Source organism: Thermophilibacter gallinarum (genome assembly GCF_014982725.1).
In the GTDB taxonomy this organism is placed as follows: Bacteria; Actinomycetota; Coriobacteriia; order Coriobacteriales; family Atopobiaceae; genus Thermophilibacter; species Thermophilibacter gallinarum.
The window spans coordinates 612,068-633,561 of record NZ_JADCJZ010000001.1; the positions used below are offsets into that span (position 1 = coordinate 612,068).

17 protein-coding genes and 3 tRNA genes are annotated in these 21,494 nt (G+C 68.2%); all 20 read left to right on the forward strand.

Translation table 11 applies throughout. The features are described from left to right. The 20 genes from uvrC (at position 1) to INF26_RS02955 (ending at position 21,379) form a co-directional block, all read left to right on the forward strand. Positions 1–1,986: an excinuclease ABC subunit UvrC gene (uvrC, locus tag INF26_RS02860; protein WP_193529208.1), complete on the forward strand. Its 1,986-nt coding sequence runs from the start codon at positions 1–3 to the stop codon at positions 1,984–1,986. Between the two features lies 1 nt (position 1,987). Then, positions 1,988–2,677 (forward strand): N-acetylmannosamine-6-phosphate 2-epimerase, encoded by a 690-nt coding sequence (locus INF26_RS02865; protein WP_193529209.1) that lies wholly within the window; start codon positions 1,988–1,990, stop codon positions 2,675–2,677. 188 nt (positions 2,678–2,865) lie between these two features. Beyond that, complete coding sequence (locus INF26_RS02870; protein ID WP_193529210.1) at positions 2,866–3,924, forward strand: Gfo/Idh/MocA family protein; 1,059 nt, start codon at positions 2,866–2,868, stop codon at positions 3,922–3,924. A 50-nt stretch (positions 3,925–3,974) separates the two neighbouring features. Beyond that, entirely contained in the window at positions 3,975–4,901 is a 927-nt protein-coding gene (rapZ, locus tag INF26_RS02875) for an RNase adapter RapZ (RefSeq protein ID WP_193529211.1), read from the forward strand. Between the two features lie 7 nt (positions 4,902–4,908). Continuing rightward, the gene (gene whiA, locus INF26_RS02880) at positions 4,909–5,865 is read left to right on the forward strand and encodes a DNA-binding protein WhiA (RefSeq protein ID WP_193529212.1); all 957 of its coding nucleotides are present in this window, start codon (positions 4,909–4,911) and stop codon (positions 5,863–5,865) included. 295 nt (positions 5,866–6,160) lie between these two features. Then, positions 6,161–7,186, forward strand: coding sequence for a type I glyceraldehyde-3-phosphate dehydrogenase (gene gap, locus INF26_RS02885; protein WP_193529213.1), 1,026 nt, complete (start codon positions 6,161–6,163; stop codon positions 7,184–7,186). Between the two features lie 96 nt (positions 7,187–7,282). Continuing rightward, positions 7,283–8,473, forward strand: a complete 1,191-nt coding sequence (locus INF26_RS02890; RefSeq protein ID WP_193529214.1) for a phosphoglycerate kinase — start codon at positions 7,283–7,285, stop codon at positions 8,471–8,473. Further along, positions 8,466–9,233 carry a triose-phosphate isomerase gene (tpiA, locus tag INF26_RS02895; protein WP_193529215.1) on the forward strand — a complete coding sequence of 256 codons (768 nt, stop codon included), beginning with the start codon at positions 8,466–8,468 and terminating at the stop codon, positions 9,231–9,233. Before INF26_RS02890 ends, tpiA begins: the two co-directional genes overlap by 8 nt. A gap of 418 nt (positions 9,234–9,651) precedes the next feature. Then, positions 9,652–9,903 (forward strand): preprotein translocase subunit SecG, encoded by a 252-nt coding sequence (gene secG / locus INF26_RS02900; protein WP_193529216.1) that lies wholly within the window; start codon positions 9,652–9,654, stop codon positions 9,901–9,903. A gap of 211 nt (positions 9,904–10,114) precedes the next feature. Then, positions 10,115–11,800, forward strand: a complete 1,686-nt coding sequence (locus INF26_RS02905) for a peptide ABC transporter substrate-binding protein (protein WP_193529217.1) — start codon at positions 10,115–10,117, stop codon at positions 11,798–11,800. 112 nt (positions 11,801–11,912) lie between these two features. Beyond that, on the forward strand, positions 11,913–12,950 hold the full coding sequence (locus tag INF26_RS02910; protein WP_193529218.1) for an ABC transporter permease: 1,038 nt from the start codon (positions 11,913–11,915) through the stop codon (positions 12,948–12,950). Between the two features lie 44 nt (positions 12,951–12,994). Beyond that, the gene (locus INF26_RS02915) at positions 12,995–13,915 is read left to right on the forward strand and encodes an ABC transporter permease (protein WP_332307301.1); all 921 of its coding nucleotides are present in this window, start codon (positions 12,995–12,997) and stop codon (positions 13,913–13,915) included. Beyond that, positions 13,915–15,042, forward strand: coding sequence for an ABC transporter ATP-binding protein (locus INF26_RS02920; RefSeq protein ID WP_193529220.1), 1,128 nt, complete (start codon positions 13,915–13,917; stop codon positions 15,040–15,042). Before INF26_RS02915 ends, INF26_RS02920 begins: the two co-directional genes overlap by 1 nt. Further along, positions 15,043–16,068: an ABC transporter ATP-binding protein gene (locus INF26_RS02925; protein ID WP_193529221.1), complete on the forward strand. Its 1,026-nt coding sequence runs from the start codon at positions 15,043–15,045 to the stop codon at positions 16,066–16,068. Between the two features lie 132 nt (positions 16,069–16,200). Continuing rightward, a tRNA-Leu gene (locus INF26_RS02930) sits at positions 16,201–16,291 on the forward strand. Positions 16,292–16,401: 110 nt separating this feature from the next. Then, entirely contained in the window at positions 16,402–18,648 is a 2,247-nt protein-coding gene (locus INF26_RS02935; protein ID WP_193529222.1) for a GAF domain-containing SpoIIE family protein phosphatase, read from the forward strand. A 71-nt stretch (positions 18,649–18,719) separates the two neighbouring features. Next, positions 18,720–19,472 (forward strand): anti-sigma factor antagonist, encoded by a 753-nt coding sequence (locus INF26_RS02940; RefSeq protein WP_193529223.1) that lies wholly within the window; start codon positions 18,720–18,722, stop codon positions 19,470–19,472. Positions 19,473–19,567: 95 nt separating this feature from the next. Then, a tRNA-Gly gene (locus INF26_RS02945) sits at positions 19,568–19,643 on the forward strand. A 37-nt stretch (positions 19,644–19,680) separates the two neighbouring features. Continuing rightward, positions 19,681–19,754, forward strand: a tRNA-Cys gene (locus INF26_RS02950). Positions 19,755–20,002: 248 nt separating this feature from the next. Continuing rightward, complete coding sequence (locus INF26_RS02955) at positions 20,003–21,379, forward strand: S1C family serine protease (protein ID WP_193529224.1); 1,377 nt, start codon at positions 20,003–20,005, stop codon at positions 21,377–21,379. Positions 21,380–21,494: the final 115 nt, after the last annotated feature.

The following is a 21,494-nucleotide window of genomic DNA, read 5'->3' on the forward strand; positions in this document are numbered from 1 at the left end:
ATGGCGGCCGACCTCAGACAGGCGGGCGCGGGCGGGCGGGGCGCGGACGAGCACCTCGCCCTTCTCGCCGCGCGCGTGGCGCAGGTCCCCACCGAGCCCGGCTGCTACCTGTGGAAGGACGGCAAGGGCGAGGTCGTCTACGTGGGCAAGGCCAAGAGCCTGCGCGCCCGCATGCGCCAGTACGTGACGCTCTCCGACGAGCGCGAGAAGATCCCGCTCATGATGCAGGTGGTGCAGGACTTCGACTACGTGGTCGTGGGGTCCGAGCACGAGGCGCTCGTGCTGGAGCGCAACCTCATCGCGCAGTACCACCCCTACTTCAACGTCGACTACAAGGACGACAAGAGCTACCCGTTCATCGCCATCACCGAGTCCGACGTCTTTCCCGCGATCAAGTACACGCGCGAGAGGCACCGCAAGGGGACGCGCTACTTCGGGCCCTACACCGACGCGCGCGCCGCCCGCGAGACCATCGACACCCTGCGCAAGGTGGTGCCCATCTGCACGGCCACCTGCGCCGAGTGGAAGCGCGCCAAGCGCCTGCTGGACCGCGACCCCTCGCAGGCGGCCGTGGCCAACCTCGTGCTGGGCCAGCGCTGCCGCCCCTGCTTCGACTACCACGTGGGCCGGGGCCCCGGCGTGTGCGCGGGCATGATCGACACGGTCGAGTACGCCCGGCACGTGCGCCAGGTCGAGAGCTTCCTCGCCGGCAACCGCCGCGCCATCGTGGGCGAGCTCACCGAGCAGATGCGCGAGGCGGCCGCCAACCTCGACTTCGAGCGCGCGGGGCGCCTCAAGGCCCGGCTTGACGGCCTGGACGCCCTCGACGACCGCCAGCAGGTGGTCCTCTCGGGGAACGTGAGCGCCGACCTCGTGGGCTTCTATCGCGAGGAGACCATCAGCTGCGCCTGCGTCTTCGTGGTGCGCGAGGGCCGCACGGTGCGCTCGGTCGAGTTCATCCTCGACAAGGGGCTCGACGTGAGCGAGGAGGAGCTCGTCGGCGGCTTCGTGAAGCGCTACTACGACGAGACGGCGGACATTCCGGCCGAGGTCGACCTGGACTGCGAGCTCGCCGACGCGGAGGTCGTCGAGGGATGGCTCGCCGAGAAGCGCGGGCGCCCGGTGCACCTCCACCGCCCGCGCCGCGGCGAGAAGCGCCACCTGCTGGACATGGCCGCCGAGAACGCCCGCCACGCCCTCATGCGCCACATGGTCAAGACTGGCTACGCCGACGAGCGCACCAACCAGGCGCTGCTGCAGCTGGAGAGCGCGCTGGCGCTCGATGCGCCGCCGATGCGCATCGAGTGCTTCGACATCTCCACGCTGCACGGCCACTTCACGGTGGCCTCGATGGTGGTCTTCACCAACGGGCGGCCCGACAAGTCCCAGTACCGCCGCTTCAAGATTCAGACCCCGCTCACCGAGGCGAACGACTTCGTGAGCATGTCGGAGGTGCTCGGGCGGCGCTACGCGCCCGAGCGCATGGCCGACGAGCGCTTTGGCTCCCGCCCCGATCTTCTCGTCGTGGACGGCGGAAAGCCGCAGCTCACGGCTGCCATGGCGCAGCTCGAGGAGCTGGGGCTGGACATCCCGGTCTGCGGTCTGGCCAAGTCCGACGAGGAGATCTTCGTGCCGTGGGACGACACGCCGGTCGTGCTGCCGAGCGGGTCGCCCTCGCTCTACCTGATCAAGCAGGTGCGCGACGAGTCCCACCGCTTCGCGATCACGTTCCACCGCGAGCTGCGCGACAAAGCCATGACGCGCTCGGTCATAGACGACGTCCCGGGCGTGGGGCCCAAGCGCCGCCGCGCGCTCATGAGGCGCTTCGGCTCGCTCAAGCGGCTGCGCGCCGCGAGCGAGGAGGAGATCGCCGCCACGCCGGGCGTGCCCGCCGAGGTGGCGCGCGCCGTCTGGCAGGCGCTGCACGAGCTGGGGCCGGAGGATCCGGCCGAGAAGGTCGCGGGCTCGCCCGCGGGAGGGGAGTAGCATGTCCGTCCATCCCGTCGCCGCCGTCCTGCGCGGGCGCGTCATTGCGAGCGTCCAGGCCTACCCCGGCGAGCCGCTGCGCCATCCCGAGACGATGGCCCAGATGGCCCGCGCCTGCGAGCTGGGCGGGGCCGCGGCCATCCGCTGCCAGGGCCTCGCCGACATCGCCGCGATCAAGGGCCGCGTGGAGGTGCCCGTGATCGGCCTGTGGAAGGAGGGCCACGACGGCGTCTTCATCACACCCACGCTGCGCCACGCGCTCGCCTGCGCGAGTGCCGGCGCCGACGTGGTGGCGCTCGACGCCACGGACCGCCCGCGCCCGGACGGCCGGACGTTCGAGGAGATCGTGGCGGGCGTGCGCGCGGCGAGCGACGTCGCCCTCATGGCCGACTGCGCCACGATCGAGGACATCCGCCGCGGCGTGGCCGCCGGCTGCGAGCTGGTCTCCACCACGCTCTCGCACGGGCGCGCGGCGGCGGGGACCGCGTTCGACGACGGTCCCGACCTGCCGCTCCTGCGCGCCGCGGTCGCGGAGTTCCCCGAGGTGCCCATCGTCTGCGAGGGTCACGTCCACACGCCGGCCGACGCGCGCGCCGCGCTCGACGCCGGCGCCTGGGCGGTCGTGGTGGGCACCGCGATCACGCACCCCACCACGATCACGAGCTGGTTCGTCGCCGCCGCGGGGGAGTGAGGAGCGGGGGTCCTTCTCGCCGCGCGCCTCGTGCACGGAACTGCCGCTCGTGAATTCACGAGAGCCCCCTTTTCGCGCGTTCGGGCCCTAAGGTGCCCGCTCGTGAATTCACGAGCGGGCCTTGGCGCGTCCGGGGCTTCGACTACCATGGGGGGCGAGAAGAGCCTCGCGCGAGAAAGGACCTCCCCATGCCCGACGCCGCATCCGCCGCCGCTGCCGCCTACGAGGCCGCGAAGGACCGCCCGTTCCCCGACGACGTCTTCACCGCGCCCCAGCTCACCTGGGCCGTCATCGGCTGCGGCGTGATCGCCAACCAGATGGCGGAGGCACTCGCCCTCGCCGGCCGCCGCATCCACGGCGTGGCCAACCGCACCCGCGAGAAGGCCGTCGCCTTCGCGGAGCGTCACGGCGTCGAGCGCGTCTACGACACCGTCGAGGACCTCTACGCCGACCCCGAGGTGGACGCCGTCTACGTCACCACGCCGCACAACACCCACATCCGCTACCTGCGCGGCGCCCTTGCCGCGGGCAAGCACGTGCTCTGCGAGAAGTCCATCACGCTCAACTCCGCCGAGCTCGACGAGGCCCGCGCGCTGGCCGAGAAGAACGGCGTGGTCCTCATGGACGCCACGACGATCCTGCACATGCCGCTCTACGCCGAGCTGCTGCGGCGCGCCCGCGCCGGCGAGTTCGGCCGGATGAACCTCGCCCAGCTGAACTTCGGCAGCTACAAGGAGTACGGCGACCTCACCAACCGCTTCTACAACATCGAGCTCGCCGGCGGCGCGATGCTCGACATCGGCGTCTACGCGCTCAGCCTGATGCGCCTCTTCATGGCGAGCCAGCCCACCGAGGTCGTCTCGCTCGGCAACCTGGCCTCGACCGGCGTGGACGAGGCGGGCGGCGTCGTCTGCCGCAACGCCGAGGGACAGCTCGGCGTGGTCTCGCTCACCCTTCACTCCAAGCAGCCCAAGCGCGCCGTGCTCTCCTTCGACCGCTGCTACGTGGAGGTCGAGGAGTACCCGCGCGCCGACGAGGCCACGATCGTCTGGACCGAGGATGGCCGCCGCGAGACCGTGCGTGCGGGGGAGGAGGCCTACGCGCTCTGCTACGAGATGGCTGACCTCGAGGCCGCGGTCGCCGGGGACGCCGAGAAGCGCGCCCTTCTCGGCTACGCGGCCGACGTCATGGAGCTCATGACGCGCCTGCGCGCCGACTGGGGCGTCGTCTACCCCGAGGAGCGTTAGGGTCCCGCGCCGGGCGCGGGTTATACTGACCTCAGCCGAGAGGAGGACCCATGTCAGCAGACGGCCAGCAGATGCGCGCCGCGGAGGGTGCCGCGCGCGTGCCCGACGTCGTGGTGATTACGGGCATGAGCGGCTCCGGCCGCACGCAGGCCCTCCACGTCTTCGAGGACATGGGCTACTACTGCATCGACAACCTCCCGCCGCGACTGCTTCTGCAGCTCGCGGAGCTCGTGGGCATCAACTCGGGCGTGGGTCGCCACCTCGCCGTGACGTGCGACCTGCGCAGCCAGGGCCTCTTCGACGAGTTCGCGGAGTCGGTCACGCAGCTGCGCGAGCACGAGATGACCTGCAGCGTGGTGTTCCTCGACACCTCCGACGACGTCCTCATGCGCCGCTACGACGAGAACCGCCGGCGCCACCCGCTGGCCGCCCCCGGGGAGAGCATCTCGAACGCGATCGCCCGTGAGCGCGCACAGCTCGCGGCCGTCCGGGACGCCGCCGACCTCGTCATAGACACGAGCAAGCTGCGCCCGCGCGACCTGCGCACCCGTCTGCGCCGCACCTTCTCCGAGCTCACGGACCAGCAGCTCATGGAGGTGTCGGTCTTCTCCTTCGGCTTCAAGCACGGCATGCCGGTCGAGGCCGACCTCATGATCGACGTGCGCTTCCTGCCCAACCCCTTCTACGACCCGGTGATGCGCACGCTCACCGGCAAGGACCAGCTCGTCGCGGACTTCGTGCTGGAAAACCCCACCACGGAGCGGTTCATGGACGCCTGGCAGCAGCTGCTCGACGTCGCGATGCCGGGCTACGTCGCCGAGGGCAAGAGCCACCTGGCCATCGCGGTGGGCTGCACGGGCGGCCAGCACCGCAGCGTCGCCATCGCCGAGGCCACGGCCGCCTACCTCGAGAAGAGCGGCTACCACGTGAGCATCTCGCACCGCGACCTGGCCCTCGCCAACGTCCGGACGAGCTAGGGGCGCCATGTCGTTCACCGCCGAGGTCAAAGACGAGCTCTCCCGCGTCGAGGCACCCACGCGCGCGGCCGAGCTGGCGCAGCTCTCCGCGCTCGTGCGCATCTGCGGCACGCTCTCGTTCCATGGCTCGGGGCGCTACTCGATCCGCGTGGCAACGGAGACGGGCGCCGTGGCGCGCACGGTGATCAAGCTCACGCACAAGCTCTTCGACCTGGAGACCTCGCTCACGGTGCGCCGCTCCGTGCTGCACAAGACGCGCAACTACCTGATCGAGATGCCGGTCCAGGAGGGCCTGGACGCGGACCTGGTGCGCATGGGGATCCTGACCCCGGGCCGCGGCCTCACGCCGGGCGTGCCCGCCGCGCTCGTGTCCTCGCCCGAGGCGCGCGCAGCCTACGTGCGCGGGGCCTTCATGGCGGGCGGCTTCATCGCCGACCCGCGCGGCGAGTTCCACCTGGAGATAGCCGTGACGGGGGAGGACTACGCCGCTGACCTGGCGCGTCTCGTCGGCGCGCTCGGCGCCTCGGCGCGCCTCAACCGACGTCGCGGCGCCTTCGCGATCTACCTTAAGAGCTACGACGACGTGAGCGCGCTCCTGCGGGCGATGGGCGCGCGGCGCATGGCGCGCTTCGTCGAGGTGGCGCGCGCCAAGAAGTCCGTCAAGAACGACGTCAACCGACGCGTGAACGCCGAGATGGCGAACCAGGCTCGCTCCACGGGCGCCGCCGCCGAGCAGCTCGAGCTCATCGAGCGCGCCGAGCGGCTCCTGGGGTTCCCCTCGCTGCCGCCGGCGCTGCGCGACTTCTGCCGCGCCCGCCGCGCGCACCCCGAGCTCAGCCTCGCCGCCCTGGGCGAGATGCTCGACCCGCCCGCCTCAAAGTCGGCCATGTACCACCGCTTCCTGCGCCTCCAGGCCCTCGTGGACGAGGCCGAGGGCAGCGCCGAGAAGGACGAGCGACCCTGACGCCCCTCTCGTCTGCCGATCCCGCCTCGCGGTCGGTAATGTTTTCGGCCCCGTTTTCGTTAGCTTTCGCAAAGCCGTCCCCGCCCGCGGGGACGGCTTCCCTTGGTACGCCCTATGGGAACATTCTCACGTCGACGGCGGAAAACGGAGCGCCTGCGGCCGAAATGCCGCCGCATTCAGATTAAGCCGCCCACGCGCCCGCGCGTGGGGTACACTATCGGATGGTTAGGGCATCGTGCCCGAATGCTTTGGGTCGTCGAGGGAGGTCCTTGGCGACACCGTGAAAGGAGAAAGCATGGCAGTTAAGGTTGCAATCAACGGCTTTGGTCGTATCGGCCGTCTGGCTTTCCGTCAGATGTTCGGTCACGAGGGCTCCGAGATCGTCGCCATCAACGACCTCACCTCCCCCGACATGCTCGCGTACCTCCTGAAGTATGACTCCACGCAGGGCAACTACGGCCGCGACCACGAGGTCACCTCCACCGAGGACGCCATCGTCGTCGACGGCAAGGAGATCAAGATCTACAAGGAGGCCAACGCCGCTGACCTGCCCTGGGGCGAGCTCGACGTCGACGTCGTCCTCGAGTGCACCGGCTTCTACACCTCCAAGGCCAAGGCCCAGGCTCACATCGACGCCGGCGCCAAGAAGGTCGTCATCTCCGCTCCCGCGGGCAACGACCTCCCCACGATTGTCTACAACGTCAACCACGAGACGCTGACCGCCGATGACAACATCATCTCCGCGGCCTCCTGCACCACCAACTGCCTCGCCCCGATGGCCAAGGGCCTGAACGACTTCGCCCCCATCGTCTCCGGCATCATGACCACCATCCACGCCTTCACCGGCGACCAGATGACCCTCGACGGCCCGCAGCGCAAGGGTGACAAGCGTCGCTCCCGTGCGGCCTCCGAGAACATCGTCCCCAACTCCACTGGCGCCGCCAAGGCCATCGGCCTGGTCCTCCCGGAGCTCAACGGCAAGCTGATCGGTGCCGCCCAGCGCGTCCCGACGCCCACCGGCTCCCTCACCAACCTCTACGCCGTTGTTGACAAGGTCGTCACCAAGGACGAGGTCAACGCTGCCATGAAGGCCTACGCCGAGACCATCCCCGACACCTTCGGCTACGTCACCGACGAGATCGTCTCCCGCGACATCATCGGCGAGACCCACGGCTCCATCTTCGACGCCACCCAGACCATGTGCTCTGACCTCGGCAACGGCCAGACGCTCGTCCAGGTCGTCTCCTGGTACGACAACGAGAACTCCTACACCTCTCAGATGGTCCGCACCATCAAGTACTTCGAGAAGTTCGTCGCGTAGTCACTCGCTTCGCATCAGCTTCGCAGGGGGTGCGGTCGCAGCTCACAGGGCCGCGGCCGCGCCCCTTTTTCGCAGGAACCCGTCAAAGGAGTGAACATGGCCTTCACCAAGAAGACCGTCCGCGACGCCGACGTCGCGGGCAAGCGCGTCCTCATGCGCGTGGACTTCAACGTCCCCCTGAAGGACGGCGTCGTCACGGACGACACCCGCGTCCGTGCCGCCATCCCCACGATCGAGTACCTCAAGGACAAGGGCGCCAAGATCATCCTCATGAGCCACCTCGGCCGCCCCAAGGGCGACGGTCCCGAGCCCCAGTTCTCGCTCAAGCCGGCGGCCGACAAGCTCGCCGAGATCACCGGCTATGACGTGAAGTTCGTCGACGACACCTACGGCGAGAAGGCCAAGGCCGCCGTCGACGCCCTCGCCGACGGCGAGATCCTCGTCCTCGAGAACGTCCGCTTCGACAAGCGCGAGAAGAAGAACGACCCCGAGATCGCCAAGATCCTCGCCTCCTACGGCGACATCTTCGTCCTCGACGCCTTCGGCACCGCACACCGCGCCCAGGGCTCCGTCGTGGGCCCCGCCGCGTATCTCCCCGCCTATGCCGGCTTCCTGCTCGAGAAGGAGGTCGACACCCTGACCTCGATCTTCGCCGAGCCCGAGCGTCCCTTCGTCGCCATCGTCGGCGGCTCCAAGGTGTCCTCCAAGATCGGCGTCCTCGATCACCTGATCGACTCCGCCGACACCCTGATCATCGGCGGCGGCATGGCCTACACCTTCTTCCTCGCTCAGGGCATGAGCGTCGGCCTCTCCCTCAAGGAGGAGGACTGGGTCGAGCGCGCCGGCGAGATGCTGAAGAAGGCCGAGGAGAAGGGCGTCAAGATCCTCCTCCCGATCGACAACCGCGTCGCCGACCACTTCGGCGAGGACGCCGTGCCGGAGGTCGTCTCCTCCGACGCCATCCCCGACGACCGTGAGGGCATGGACATCGGCCCCGAGACCGAGAAGCTCTACGCCGATGCCGTCAAGGCCGCCAAGACCGTCTTCTGGAACGGCCCGATGGGCGTCTTCGAGTTCGACAACTTCGCCCACGGCACCGAGGCCGTCGCCCGCGCCATCGCGGACTCCGACTGCACCTCGATCATCGGCGGCGGCGACTCCGTCGCGGCCATCAACAAGTTCGGCCTGGCCGACAAGATGAGCTGGATCTCCACCGGCGGTGGCGCTTCCATGGAGCTCGTCGAGGGCAAGGCCCTTCCCGGAGTGGAGGCGCTTCTCGATGCGTAAGAGGATGATTGCTGGCAACTGGAAGATGAACAAGACCTACAGCGAGGGCATCGTCCTCGCCCAGGGTCTTGCCGACGAGCTCAAGGACGGCACCGGCGACGTCGACGTCGTCGTCTGCCCGCCCGCCGTCGACCTCAAGGGCGTCTCTGAGGTCATCGAGCAGACGAGCGCCCCGTTCGCGCTCGGCGCGCAGAACGTCTACTGGGAGGAGTCCGGCGCCTACACCGGCGAGACCGCTCCCAACATGCTCGAGGCCGTGGGCGCCACCTACTGCGTGATCGGCCACTCCGAGCGCCGCGACTACTTCGGCGAGACGGACGAGGACGTGAACAAGAAGGCCAAGGCCCTCATGGCTCACGGCATCGTGCCGATCTCCTGCTGCGGCGAGTCCCTCGAGGTCCGCGAGGCCGGCAAGCACGTCGAGTTCGTCGTCGACCAGATCAAGAAGGACACCGAGGGCCTCGAGATCACCGACCCCTCCAAGTACGTGATCGCCTACGAGCCCATCTGGGCCATCGGCACCGGCAAGACCGCCACGGCCGACGACGCCCAGGAGGTCTGCGGCGCCATCCGCGCGACCCTCGTCGAGGTCTTCGGCGAGGAGATCGCCTCTGGCATCCGCGTCCTCTACGGCGGCTCCGCCAAGCCCGAGAACATCGCCGGCTTCCTCGAGAAGGAGGATGTCGACGGCGCGCTCGTCGGCGGCGCCTCCCTCGTGGCCGAGAGCTTCGCCGCGATGGTCAAGAGCGCCATGGCGTAGTCCTTCTCGACATGCGTTGAGGCGGGGCCCGGATTCGTCCGGGCCCCTTTTCTGTCGGGCTCCTGCAGGTGTCCCGGAATCGGCGATGTTCCCTGCGAAGGCAGAGGGCGCGTCCTGGAATTGGCGATGTTCCCCGCCCGGAGACGCGTACGGGCGACCTCGGGGCGAGAACCCCGCCAATTCCGGGACGGTGGGGCGAGAAACCCCGTGTTTCTCGGACGGGTTCTTCTCGCCCGTGGAGAAGGTCGCCGATTCCGAGACGCACGCAGGTCGTTTACGGAGAACCTCGCCGATTTTGGGACACGGCCCACTCCCGGCGCCAGGCGAGAAGAACGTGGAGGACAGGCGAGAAGGACGTGCGCCCCAGAATCTGTGCTACCATTACCAACTGCTATGAATCTGTCCTGAAGGAGCCTCAGTGAACCCGCTCAACGTCATCCTCACCATCCTGCTGTTCCTCTCCGGTGCGCTCACCGTGATCCTCGTGCTCATGCACTCCGGCAAGGGCACCGGCGTCTCGGAGATGATCGCGTCGTCGCTCTACAACTCCGGCACCGGCTCGGGCGTGCTCGAGAAGAACCTCAACCGCCTCACCGTGATCACCACGGTGGTCTTCGTCCTGTGCGTGGTCGTCATGGCCCTGACGTTCCCCACCGGCACGCTCGGCTAGGGCGAGAGGACATAGAACCACCGCGCCCCCGGGTGCCGCTCATGCGACGCCCGGGGGCGCAAACGTTTCAGATGCGTGTCGGGACGGAACTTTCGCGCTTTTTTAGAGTAAAGTATCGTCCCGTCAAGGTAGGGGCGGTAGAAGCCCCTGTCACGGGCCGAGGGACGGGGCAAAAAGTTTGCCCGCCTCGTTCATAGGAGGAGGAAACAGTATGGCTCAGGAGAAGATGGGTGGTGTCACTCGTCGTTCGTTCGTGAAGGGCGGCCTCGCCGCCAGCGCGCTCGCCGTGCTCGCCGGCTGCGGCCAGAAGGGCGGCGGCGAGGCTGCCACCGACGGTGAGACCACCGCTGCCACCGGCGGCACCCTTCGCTACTACATCAACAACCCGGTCTGCATCGATCCATTCAACCTGCAGGAGGATCAGGGCACCCAGGTCGGCTTCCAGCTCTTCGACTCGCTGACCCAGTACAACTTCGAGGAGGGCAAGCTCGAGTGCCTCGCCTGCGAGAGCTATGACGTCAACGACGACGCCACCGAGTTCACCTTCCACCTGAAGGCCGCCAAGTTCCACGACGGCACCGACGTCAAGGCCGCCAACTGGAAGTACGGCTGGGAGCGCATCGTCAACCCCGCCACCAACCCCGAGAGCCCTTCGGTCATCGGCTACCACCTCGCCATGGTCGACGGCTATGACGCCCTCGCCGCCGGCGAGGCCGATGAGATGACGGGCATCACCTGCCCCGACGACAGCACCCTCGTCGTCAAGCTCTCCTACAGCTACGCTGACTTCCCCTACGTGGCCTCCCACCCGGCGCTGGCCCCCATCCCCGACTGCGCCAAGGACATGAGCCAGACCGACTTCGGTCTCGCCCCCGTGGGCAACGGCCCCTTCAAGATGGACGGCGAGTGGGTCGACGGCCAGTACATCAACATCGTCCGCTTTGACGACTACTACGGCGACAAGGCCATCCTCGACGGCGTCAACTTCATGATCCAGAAGGACGTGGAGACCGCCTACAAGGAGTTCCAGGCCGGCAACCTCGACGTCTCCGACGTCCCCGTGGCCTCCCTCGCCTCCGCCGCCGAGACCTACGGCACCTCCGAGGACGGCTACACCATCACCCCGGGCCACCAGTTCCTCAACGGCACCGAGCCCTCCACGTACTACCTGACCTGCAACGTCGTTGACGGCCCGTTCGCCGACGTGAACCTGCGTCACGCCGTGTCCATGGCCATCAACCGCCAGGCCATCTGCGACACGCTCTTCAACGGCTCCCGTACCCCGGCCGACAACATCGTCCCGCCCGGAATCGACGGCTACGAGGAGGGCGCGTGGCAGTACTCCAAGTACGACGTCGACGCTGCCAAGGCGATCCTCGACGAGTACTACCCCGCTGACGCCGACGGCAACCGCGGCATCGAGCTCGAGATCACCTCTAACCAGGACGGCGGCCACAAGGAGATCATGGACTCCATCATCTCCGACCTCGCTGCCGTGGGCATCTCCTGCGTCGCCAACACGCCCGACTGGGCCACGGTCCTCGACCTCTACCAGAAGCTCGACTACCAGTTCGGCCGTCTGGGCTGGGTCGCCGACTACCCGATCATGGACAACTTCCTGTTCCCGCTGTTCTACACCGGCAACGGCGACAACCGCGCCGGCTACAGCAACCCGGATGTCGACGAGAAGCTCATGGCCGCCCGCTCCACCGTTGACGACGCCGAGCGCAAGGCTGCCCTCCAGGCCGTCAACAAGGAGATTGGTGAGGACATGCCGGTCATCCCGCTGATGTTCTACACGCACACCTGCGTCGGCGGCTCCAACGTGGCCACCATGTACCTCGACCCGCAGAAGAAGGCCGACCTCTCCAAGGCCCAGCTCGTCAGCGCTGAGTAGCTTTGGTGGAGAAGGGCTTCTAAAGATATAATTTCGATTATGTCTGTGCAGGGCGCCCGTCCTCGTGGATGGGCGCCCGCCTTTTGATGGAATAGGTAGCAGGGAGAAGTCTATGGGGAAGTACATATTGAAGCGCGTGCTTCAATTCATCCCTGTCTTCATCGGCGTGACGATCATTCTGTTCGCCATGAAGGCAATCGTGCCCGGTGACCCGATCTCGATGATCACCGGCGGCCGTGCTGTGCCCGAGCAGACGCGCCTTCAGCTCGAGGTTCAGAACAACATGATCTACGGCGACGAGAACGGTCAGCCGATCTACGACGAGAACGGCGACACCATTCCCGTCCCCATCTGGGAGCAGTACATCCGCTACATGGACGACCTTCTCCATGGCGACCTGGGTACCTCCTACTCCAAGAAGCGCCCGGTCACGGACATCTTCGCCGAGAAGTACCCCTACACGATCCGCCTCGCCGCCTGCGCCATCTGCCTGGAGGCGGTCATGGGTATCGGCGCCGGCCTCATCTCGGCCGTCAAGCGCTACTCGTTCTGGGACGTCCTCGTGACGCTCGTGACCTCGGTGCTCGTCGCCGTCCCGGCGTTCTGGCTCGGCATGATCCTGCAGCTGATCTTTGGCATCTGGCTCAAGAACATCACCGGCGGTGCCTTCTCGATGCCCATCTCCGGCGCGGGCGGGCCGACCTCCCCGTACCAGGACTTCATGCACTACATCCTGCCGGCGTTCACGCTCGCGGCGGTCTCCACGGCCTACACCGCGCGCATCATGCGCTCGCAGCTGCTTGACGTCCTCAACCAGGACTACATCCGCACGGCCAAGGCCAAGGGTCTCTCCAACCGCGCAGTCATCGTGCACCACGCCCTCAAGAACGCCCTCATCCCCGTCGTCACCTACATCGGCATCGACTTCGGCGCGATGATGGCGGGCGCAATCCTCACCGAGACGGTCTTCAACTGGCCGGGCGTCGGCTACGAGATCTACCGCGCGATCTCCGCGCGCGACTGGCCGCTCGTCATGGGCGGCGTGACGATCATCATCGTGGTCGTCATGGTCATCAACCTGATCGTCGACATCAGCTATGCCTTCCTTGATCCTCGCATCAGGCTGGGTAGCAGCAAGAGCGAAGACTAGGAGGGGAGAGCATGCTGTATCCGAGCCCCACTCAGAAGCTGGGCATGGAGGCCACGGCAGAGGCCGTGGCACAGGAGCACGACAAGGGCAGCGGCGCCTCGCGCACGCTCTGGGGTGACGCCTGGAGGCGCCTGCGCCAGAACAAGCTCGCCATCATCGCCGCCGTCTGGATCATCTTCGTCGCCCTCGTCGCCATCACGGCCGACCTCTGGGCGCCGCAGCTCCTCGGCTCGCCGACGGCGGCCGACACCACCCAGATGGCCGCGCAGTCGCTGCAGCCGCCCTCGCTCGAGCACCCGTTCGGCACCGACGTCACCGGCCGCGACATCCTCGTCCGCGTGATCTACGGCGCCCGCATCTCGCTCACCATCGGTCTTCTCGCCACCGCGATCTCCACGGCGATCGGCCTCGTGATGGGCGCCCTCGCGGCCTACTACGGCGGCATCTGGGACACCATCATCATGCGCGCCGCCGACATCTTCCTGGCCTTCCCGTACGTGCTCTTCGTCCTGTGCCTGATCGCGGCCCTGGGCCAGAGCATCACGAACGTGTTCGTGGCCATCGGCATCCTCGGCTGGCCGAGCATCGCGCGCGTCTTCCGCTCCGCGATCCTCTCGGTCAAGGAGAACGACTACGTCGACGCGGCCCGTGCGATGGGCGCCTCCGACGCGCGCATCATCGCCCGCCACATCTTCCCCAACTCCGTGGCGTCCATCGTCGTCTACGCGACGATGAACATCGGCTCCGCCATCCTGTCTGAGGCGGCCATTTCCTTCCTCGGCATGGGCGTCCAGCCGCCCAACCCCTCCTGGGGCATCATGATCCAGGACGGCCAGGCCTACCTCATGACGGCCCCCTGGCTCATGATCATGCCGGGTCTCGCGATCCTCTCCACCGTGCTCGCCTTCACGCTGCTCGGTGACGGTCTGCGCGACGCCCTCGACGTCAAGATGAAGGATGCATGATGGCAAAGAAGAAGAACGATTACGTCGACCTCAAGACGCAGCCCATCCCCGAGGGGCACCACCTGCTCGAGGTCGACAACCTCAAGATGTTTTTCCACACCGAGGACGGCGTGGTCAAGGCCGTCAACGGCGTCTCCTACACGCTCGACCGCGGCGAGACCCTCGGCGTCGTCGGCGAGTCCGGCTCCGGCAAGTCCGTGACGCACATGACCATCATGGGCCTCATCGACATGCCCCCGGGGAAGATCGAGGAGGGTGACGTCCGCTACCGCGGCCGCTCGCTGCTCGAGATGAGCGAGCAGGAGATGCAGCACATCCGCGGCAACGACATCGCCATGATCTTCCAGGACCCCATGACCTCCCTGAACCCGGTCTACAAGATCGGCCGTCAGGTGGGCGAGGGCCTGCGCCTGCACCGCGGCTACTCCAAGAAGGAGGCCCTCGAGCGCGCGACCGAGCTGCTGCGCCTCGTGGGCATCCCGTCCCCGGAGAAGCGCGTCAACGAGTACCCGCACCAGTTCTCCGGCGGCATGCGCCAGCGCGTCATGATCGCCATGGCGCTGGCCTGCGACCCCGACATCCTCATCGCTGACGAGCCCACCACGGCCCTGGACGTCACCATCCAGGCCCAGATCATCGAGCTCATGAAGGAGATGCAGGAGAAGAACGGCAACGCCATCATCATGATTACCCACGACCTGGGTGTCGTCGCCGACATGGCCGACAAGATCATGGTCATGTACGCCGGTCGCCCGGTCGAGTTCGGCACCGCGGACGAGATCTTCTACGAGAGTCGCCACCCCTACACCTGGGGCCTCATCCGCTCGATCCCCGAGCAGGCGATCGACGAGAAGAAGCCGCTCACGCCGATCCACGGCAACCCGCCCTCGCTCGTGAACCTGCCCTCCGGCTGCCCGTTCGCGCCGAGGTGCCCCTACGCCGTGGACATCTGCCACCAGAAGGAGCCCGAGCACATCGTCACCGAGACCGGCCACTACTCGGCCTGCCACTTCGCCGATGACCCCGAGTTCCTCAAGTTCGCGCCCGACACCTCCCGCTCCCGCGGGAAGATCGCCACGGGCATGCCCGACACGCTCGACCCCGACCTGACGGGAGGTGAGGCCTAAATGACCGACACCACGAAGGAGCCTCTGCTCAAGGTCGAGCACCTCTCCAAGGAGTTCCCCGCCGAGTCCGGCATGATCGCCGGCCGCTTCTCCAAGCGCGTCGTCTCGGCCGTCAAGGACATCTCCTTCGAGATCTACCCCGGTGAGACCTTCGGCCTGGTCGGCGAGTCCGGCTGCGGCAAGTCCACCACCGGCCGCTCCATCATGCGCCTCACCAACCCCACCGCGGGACACGTGTACTTCGAGGGCAAGGACGTCGCCCAGATGAACAGCAAGGAGCTCAAGGCCATGCGCCGCGAGATGCAGTTCGTCTTCCAGGACCCGCAGGCGTCGCTGAACCCCCGCATGACGATCGGCGAGATCGTCTCCGAGCCGATGGTCATCCACGGCATCGGGACCAAGGAGGAGCGCATCGAGCGCGTCCGCGAGCTTCTCGACGTCGTCGGCCTAAACCCGGAGCACATCAACCGCTACCCGCACGAGTTCTCCGGCGGCCAGCGCCAGCGCATCGGCATCGCCCGCGCCTTCGCCCTGCGCCCCAAGCTCATCATCTGCGACGAGCCCGTCTCGGCGCTCGACGTGTCCATCCAGGCGCAGGTCCTGAACCTCCTCAAGGACCTGCAGGACCACTTCGGGACGGCGTACCTCTTCATCGCCCACGACCTCTCCGTCGTGCAGCACATCTCCGACCGCGTGGCCGTGATGTACCTCGGCAAGATCGTCGAGATCTCCGACTGGAAGACGCTCTACACCGAGCCGCACCACCCCTACACGCAGTCGCTGCTCTCGGCCGTCCCGGTGCCCGACCCGGACGTCCAGAAGACGCGCAAGCGCATCATCCTCCCGGGTGACCCGCCCTCGCCGATCGACCCGCCGAGCGGCTGCCGCTTCCACACGCGCTGCCCGATCGCCCAGGCCGTCTGCTCCGAGGAGCAGCCCGAGCTGCGCGAGGTCGCGCCGGGTCACTTCTGCGCGTGCCACTGCGCGGCCGTGAACCCGATCAAGGAGACCTCGATCGAGCTTTAGGCCCGTGGTTCTTCTCGGCTCTGTGAAGCCTGGCGCCCCCGTCCTAGCGCGGGGGCGCCATTTTTCAAATTGGGGCTTGCGCCGGATGGGGGAGTGGTGCATACTATCCCTTGCGCGAAAGCGCAGTGACAAGTCGGAGTGGCGGAATTGGCAGACGCGCTAGCTTGAGGTGCTAGTGACTGACTAAAAGGTCGTGCGGGTTCAAGTCCCGCCTCCGACACCACGAAGGTACACGGGCCCCGAAAGGGGCCCGTTTTCGTATGCGGACGGGCCTGCGGGCCTGCGGCGTCCCGTGGTACGCTAGCCGAGAGGAACCGCGACGAGGGGGCTCGCATGGCACAGGGCGCACTCAGCAGGCGCGTCGAGGGCATCGGAGAGGGGAGCGTCGTCGGGACGTTCTCCAAGATGCTGCAGCTCACGAGCGAGGCGGTGCTCGTCTTCGATGGCGCCGGCCGCGTCCTGCTCGCCAACGAGGAGGCCGAGGGGCTCTTCGCGGGCCCTGCCGGCATCGTGGGCTCAGACGTGCGCCTCCTCTTCCCCTCCTCCGACGGCACCCCCGCCGCGGGCGAGGTGGCGGAGGGATCGCTCCCGTTCCCGCTCGACGGGACGGCGGACCTCGTCACCTGCTTCACCGCCGCGGGGCGCCAGCTCGAGGTGCGCGTCCGCTGCGACCGCGTGCGCGCGCCGGGCGAGACGTACCTCCTGCTCGCGATCCCCGCCGGCCGCGACGAGCTCGTTGGGCATGAGGCGGAGCGCGCCCTTCTGGACCTGCGCCGCGCCAACCACCGCCTCTCCGGCACGCTGAACATCGTGCTGGACACGATAGACGCCGACGACCTCCAGGCGCTCTTCGGGCGCGTCCTCGAGGAGATAACCGAGACGATGGAGGCGGACGGCACCCTCGTCTACCTCTCCGAGTCCGACGGCTTCCGCCTGCGCGGCGTCTCGAGCTCGCTGCTCGACGACCGTCTCGCCCGCTTCATGCCGTTCGGCCGCAGCATCGAGCGCGTCGCGGTTCACGACGGCCACACGGTGCGCCTGCGCGTCAAGGCGCCCGACAACGACGCCCTGCGCCAGGGCCGCCTCACCCACCGGGAGGTCGTGAGCGAGGAGACCCATGAGGTCATACGGGTCAGGAGCGCGCTGCTGCCGCCGTTCACGAGCTTCATGGTGGTCCCGGTGTGGTTCGGGGGCCATGTCATCGCGATCATCGAGGTGGGCTGGCGGCGCGTGCACCCGCTGCTCAAGGACGACGCCAGCCTGCTCGACTCGGTGGCCCACTACCTCTCGGTCCAGCTGGCGAGCGCCTTCACCGCGCTGCGCTCCCAGCGCGCCGACCAGCTCGCCTCCCTGGAGACGGAGCTGCGCGAGGAGCTGCTCGACGCCGCCACCGAGGGCGGGGACGAGCGCGTGGTCTCGTGCATGGAGGACGTGATGTGCACGGTGTCGACGGAGCTCGAGGCCACGGTTGCGCCCGTACGCCCGTCGGCCGTGAGCGGCACGGTCGTCGTCGACATGCCGGTGAGCGGCCCCCGGGAGCTCTCCCTCGACCTCGACGCGCTCGTCTCGCCCCATGCGCTCGACGGGGTCGCGGTGGTGCCGATTTCCCCCGAGTCCGACCTGTCGCGCATGCTCCGAGAGCTGGGGGAGCCCTGCGTCGGCGCCCTGCTCGACTTCGGGGAGCTGTCGGGCGCCCCGCGCCGCGCGCTTCTCCTGCGCGCCGACGACGCCGAGCCCCTCGGGGAGCTCGAGGTCGAGTTCCTGCTCGACTTCGTGGCGGACGTCCGCGACATCGCGCGCGGCCAGGAGGCGCGCGAGCAGGACAAGCGCATCTCCCAGGCGCTCCAGACGGGCATGCGCAACGAGCTCCAGCACGTGGACGGCATCACCGCCGAGGCGGTGTACTCGTCGGCGACGGCGTCGGCGCTGGTGGGCGGGGACTTCTACGACCTCGTCCGCCTCCCGGGCCGGCGCGCCTGCGTCATCATGGGCGACGTCTCGGGCAAGGGCGTGGAGGCCGCGTCGGTCTCCGCGGCCGTGAAGACGGCGCTCGCCGCCTACGCCTGGGAGGGGCTCGCCCCGGCGCGCATGGTGCGCTCGCTCAACGAGTTCCTCCTGGGCTTCTCGCGCCTCGAGACCTTCGCGACGCTCTTCGTGGGAATCGTCGACCTGTCCGAGGGCACGATCCGCTACTGCTCGGCCGGGCACCCGCCGGCGCTGCTCGTGGGCGCCGGAGCCGACGAGATCTCGACCCTGGACGTCCAGTCCGGCGTCGTGGGAGCCTTCCACGACATCGTCTACCAGGACGGCATCGCGCATCTGGTCCCTGGCGACGTGCTCCTGCTCTACACCGACGGGACCACCGAGGCGCGCAACGGGGACGGCGCCTTCTTCGGCGAGGACGGCCTGCGCGAGGCGGCCATGCGGGAGTCCGCGGGCGACAAGCCCTTCGAGGGCTTCGTCGGGCGCCTGCTCGAGACGCTCGAGGCCTTCACCGGTCGCAACCTCGAGGATGACGTCGCCATGATGGCGCTGCGCTTCGACGAGGTCGGGCGGGGCGAGGGGGACGCCCCGGCATAGGCGGCCGTCCCATCCGCCGAGCGGGCCTCCCCGCGGCGTTAGGGCGCGCCCGCGCGGGGAATAACTAGGGCATGGCTGCCAGCGTGAACATAGCCCTCGTCCCCGTCGAGGGGGACCTCGACGTGACCACGGTCCCCGCCGTGCGCCGGCGGATCGACCGCCTCGTGTCGAGGGGCTGCCGACGCATATTCCTGAACCTCGCCGACGCGAGCTACGTCGACTCGGCGGGCATGGGCCTCATCCTCACCGAGCTGCGTCAGATGCGCTCCAAGGGGGGCCTGCTCTCGCTCATGAACGTGTCCGACCAGGCCTACCGTGCGCTCCGTCGCATGAGGGTGCTCGACCTCATGCCCGTGCGCCGCACGGGCCCGCACGCCCTGCCCGCCAACCTGGACCTGGGGGTGCTCCCCCAGCGACGCATGACGTTCCGCGTCGACGAGGGGTCGCTCGCCGACGCCCGCGCCCGAGTCGCCGACCTTCTCGGCGAGCTGCCGCTCACCCCCGACGAGGTGTTCGACATGACGCTCGCGGTGGGGGAGGCGCTGGGCAACGCGGTCGACCACACCTGCGCGGGCGGGGTGCTCGTCACGGTGGCCGACTACCCGGACCGCGTGTGCGTGGAGGTCTCGGACTGCGGGTGCGGGTTCGAGCTCGCCGAGGACGAGGAGCCGCCTGAGGCGGGGCCGTGCGCCGAGCGCGGGCGCGGCATACGGCTCATGCGGCTGCTCACTGACTCGGTCACCATATCGCGCAAGGCGTCGGGCGAGGGGACGGTGGTCCGGCTCGTGAAGCTCGTGGGTCCCGCCGCCCGCGTGCGCCCCTGAGGCCGAGCCGCCCGCCCGCTTCACGTTTTCTTCATCCGTTCATGGAAAGACGCTTGCGCGGGCGGGTTCCGCCCCGTATAGTATTCTCTGCTTTTGCGGGCTTAGCGCAGTTGGTAGCGCGCAACCTTGCCAAGGTTGAGGTCGCGGGTTCGAACCCCGTAGCCCGCTCCATGAAGCTCCGGGCCGAGCCTCTCGGCCTTTTTCATACGGCGAAGTGGCCAAGTGGTAAGGCACGGGCCTGCAAAGCCCTGACCCCCGGTTCGAATCCGGGCTTCGCCTCCAGAACGTTACGGGCGCCCCGCGGGGCGCCCTTTTTTCTCGATCGATTAACGCACGGAGTCGTTCGTGCGCGTCATCGCAGGGCGAGAAGGGCAACGTGTCCGGCGCCCCGGTCTTCTCGTCGTTTTCAGGAACCGAAAAGCAACGTGTCATGCAGGTGGTGCCGCCCGCGCCGCGACAGCGCGCCGGCCGGCGGGGTACAGTGTGCAGTGGAAGACGACGCGGCCCTGCCGCAGAGAGGAAGTCATGCCATGAGCGAGTACCCTGACTACGGCGCCCCCGAGCCCGAGGGCCTGAGGAGAAGGACCGAGGAGAATGACGAGCAGGACGCGCAGGCCCGCACCGAGGCCCGCCCGCCCGCGCCCGGCCACCCCGCGCCCCCCGACTTCGACCACGACCCGGCACCCAAGCACGAGAAGGGCCGCAAGCCCCGCACCGGCCTCAAGGCGCTGCTGATGGGGCTCCTGGGTGGCGTGCTCGGCGCGGGCCTGCTGGCGGGCACGCTGTTCGCGACCGGCGTCGTCGGCACGGCGGACACGCAGATCGTGTCCACTGACGGCACCCAGCAGATCACGATCGACCCCTCCGACGAGGACACCACCACCGCCAACGCGGTCGCCGCCAAGGCGCTCCCGTCGGTGGCCACGATCTACTGCACCTTCGCCGAGGGCGAGGGCATGGGCTCCGGCGTCATCTATGACACCGACGGCAACATCATCACCAACAACCACGTCGTGGAGGACGCGGAGAGCATATCGGTCGCCTACAACGGCAAGAGCTACGACGCCACGCTCGTGGGGACCGACCCCTCCAGCGACGTCGCCGTGATCCACGTGGACTTCGGCGACGACGAGGTCACGCCCATGGAGGTCGGCGACTCCTCCGCGCTCCAGGTGGGCGACTGGGTCATGTCCGTGGGCAGCCCCTTCGGTCTCGAGAACTCCGTCTCGCAGGGCATCGTCTCCGCGCTCTCGCGCAGCACGCTGCTCAGCGGCGCCTCGGGCAACACCCTCTACACCAACCTCATCCAGACCGACGCCACGATCAACCCGGGCAACTCCGGCGGCGCGCTCGTGAACGACCGCGGCCAGCTCGTGGGCATCTGCACGCTCTTCTCGTCCGACACGGAGAGCTTCGCCGGTATCGGCTACGCGATCCCGAGCGACTACGCCACGCAGGTCGCCGACAAGATCATCGCCGGCGAGACGGTCACCCATGCTTACATCGGCCTCTCCATGCAGACCGTGACGCCGTCCAACGCGCTCTCCAACGGGCTGGCGGTCGATGAGGGCGCCTACGTCGTTGAGGTCACCGAGGGCGGGCCGGCCGCCGAGGCGGGCATCCAGGTCGGTGACGTCATCACCAGCATCGGCGGCGAGACCATCGGCTCGGCGGACGGCGCCATCCTCGCCGTGCGCTCCCACGAGATCGGCGACACCGTGGAGGTCACGGTCATGCGCGGCGACCAGGAGAGGACCTTCGAGGTGACGCTCGGCTCCGACGAGGCGCTCCAGGAGCAGCAGGAGGAGGAGACCGTGACGGTCAACGGCCAGGAGATCAGCGTCGACGACCTCATCCGCCTCTACGAGCAGTACCAGCAGCAGCGCAACAACCCCTTCGGACGCTAGCGCGTCGAGAAGAACGGCGACTCGGGGTCCCGTGCCGGCAGCTTGCCCGGCGCGGGACCCTTCTCGTCGGCCGTCGACGGCCGGGCGGGCGCCCATCGTCCTTCTCGAGTGACGG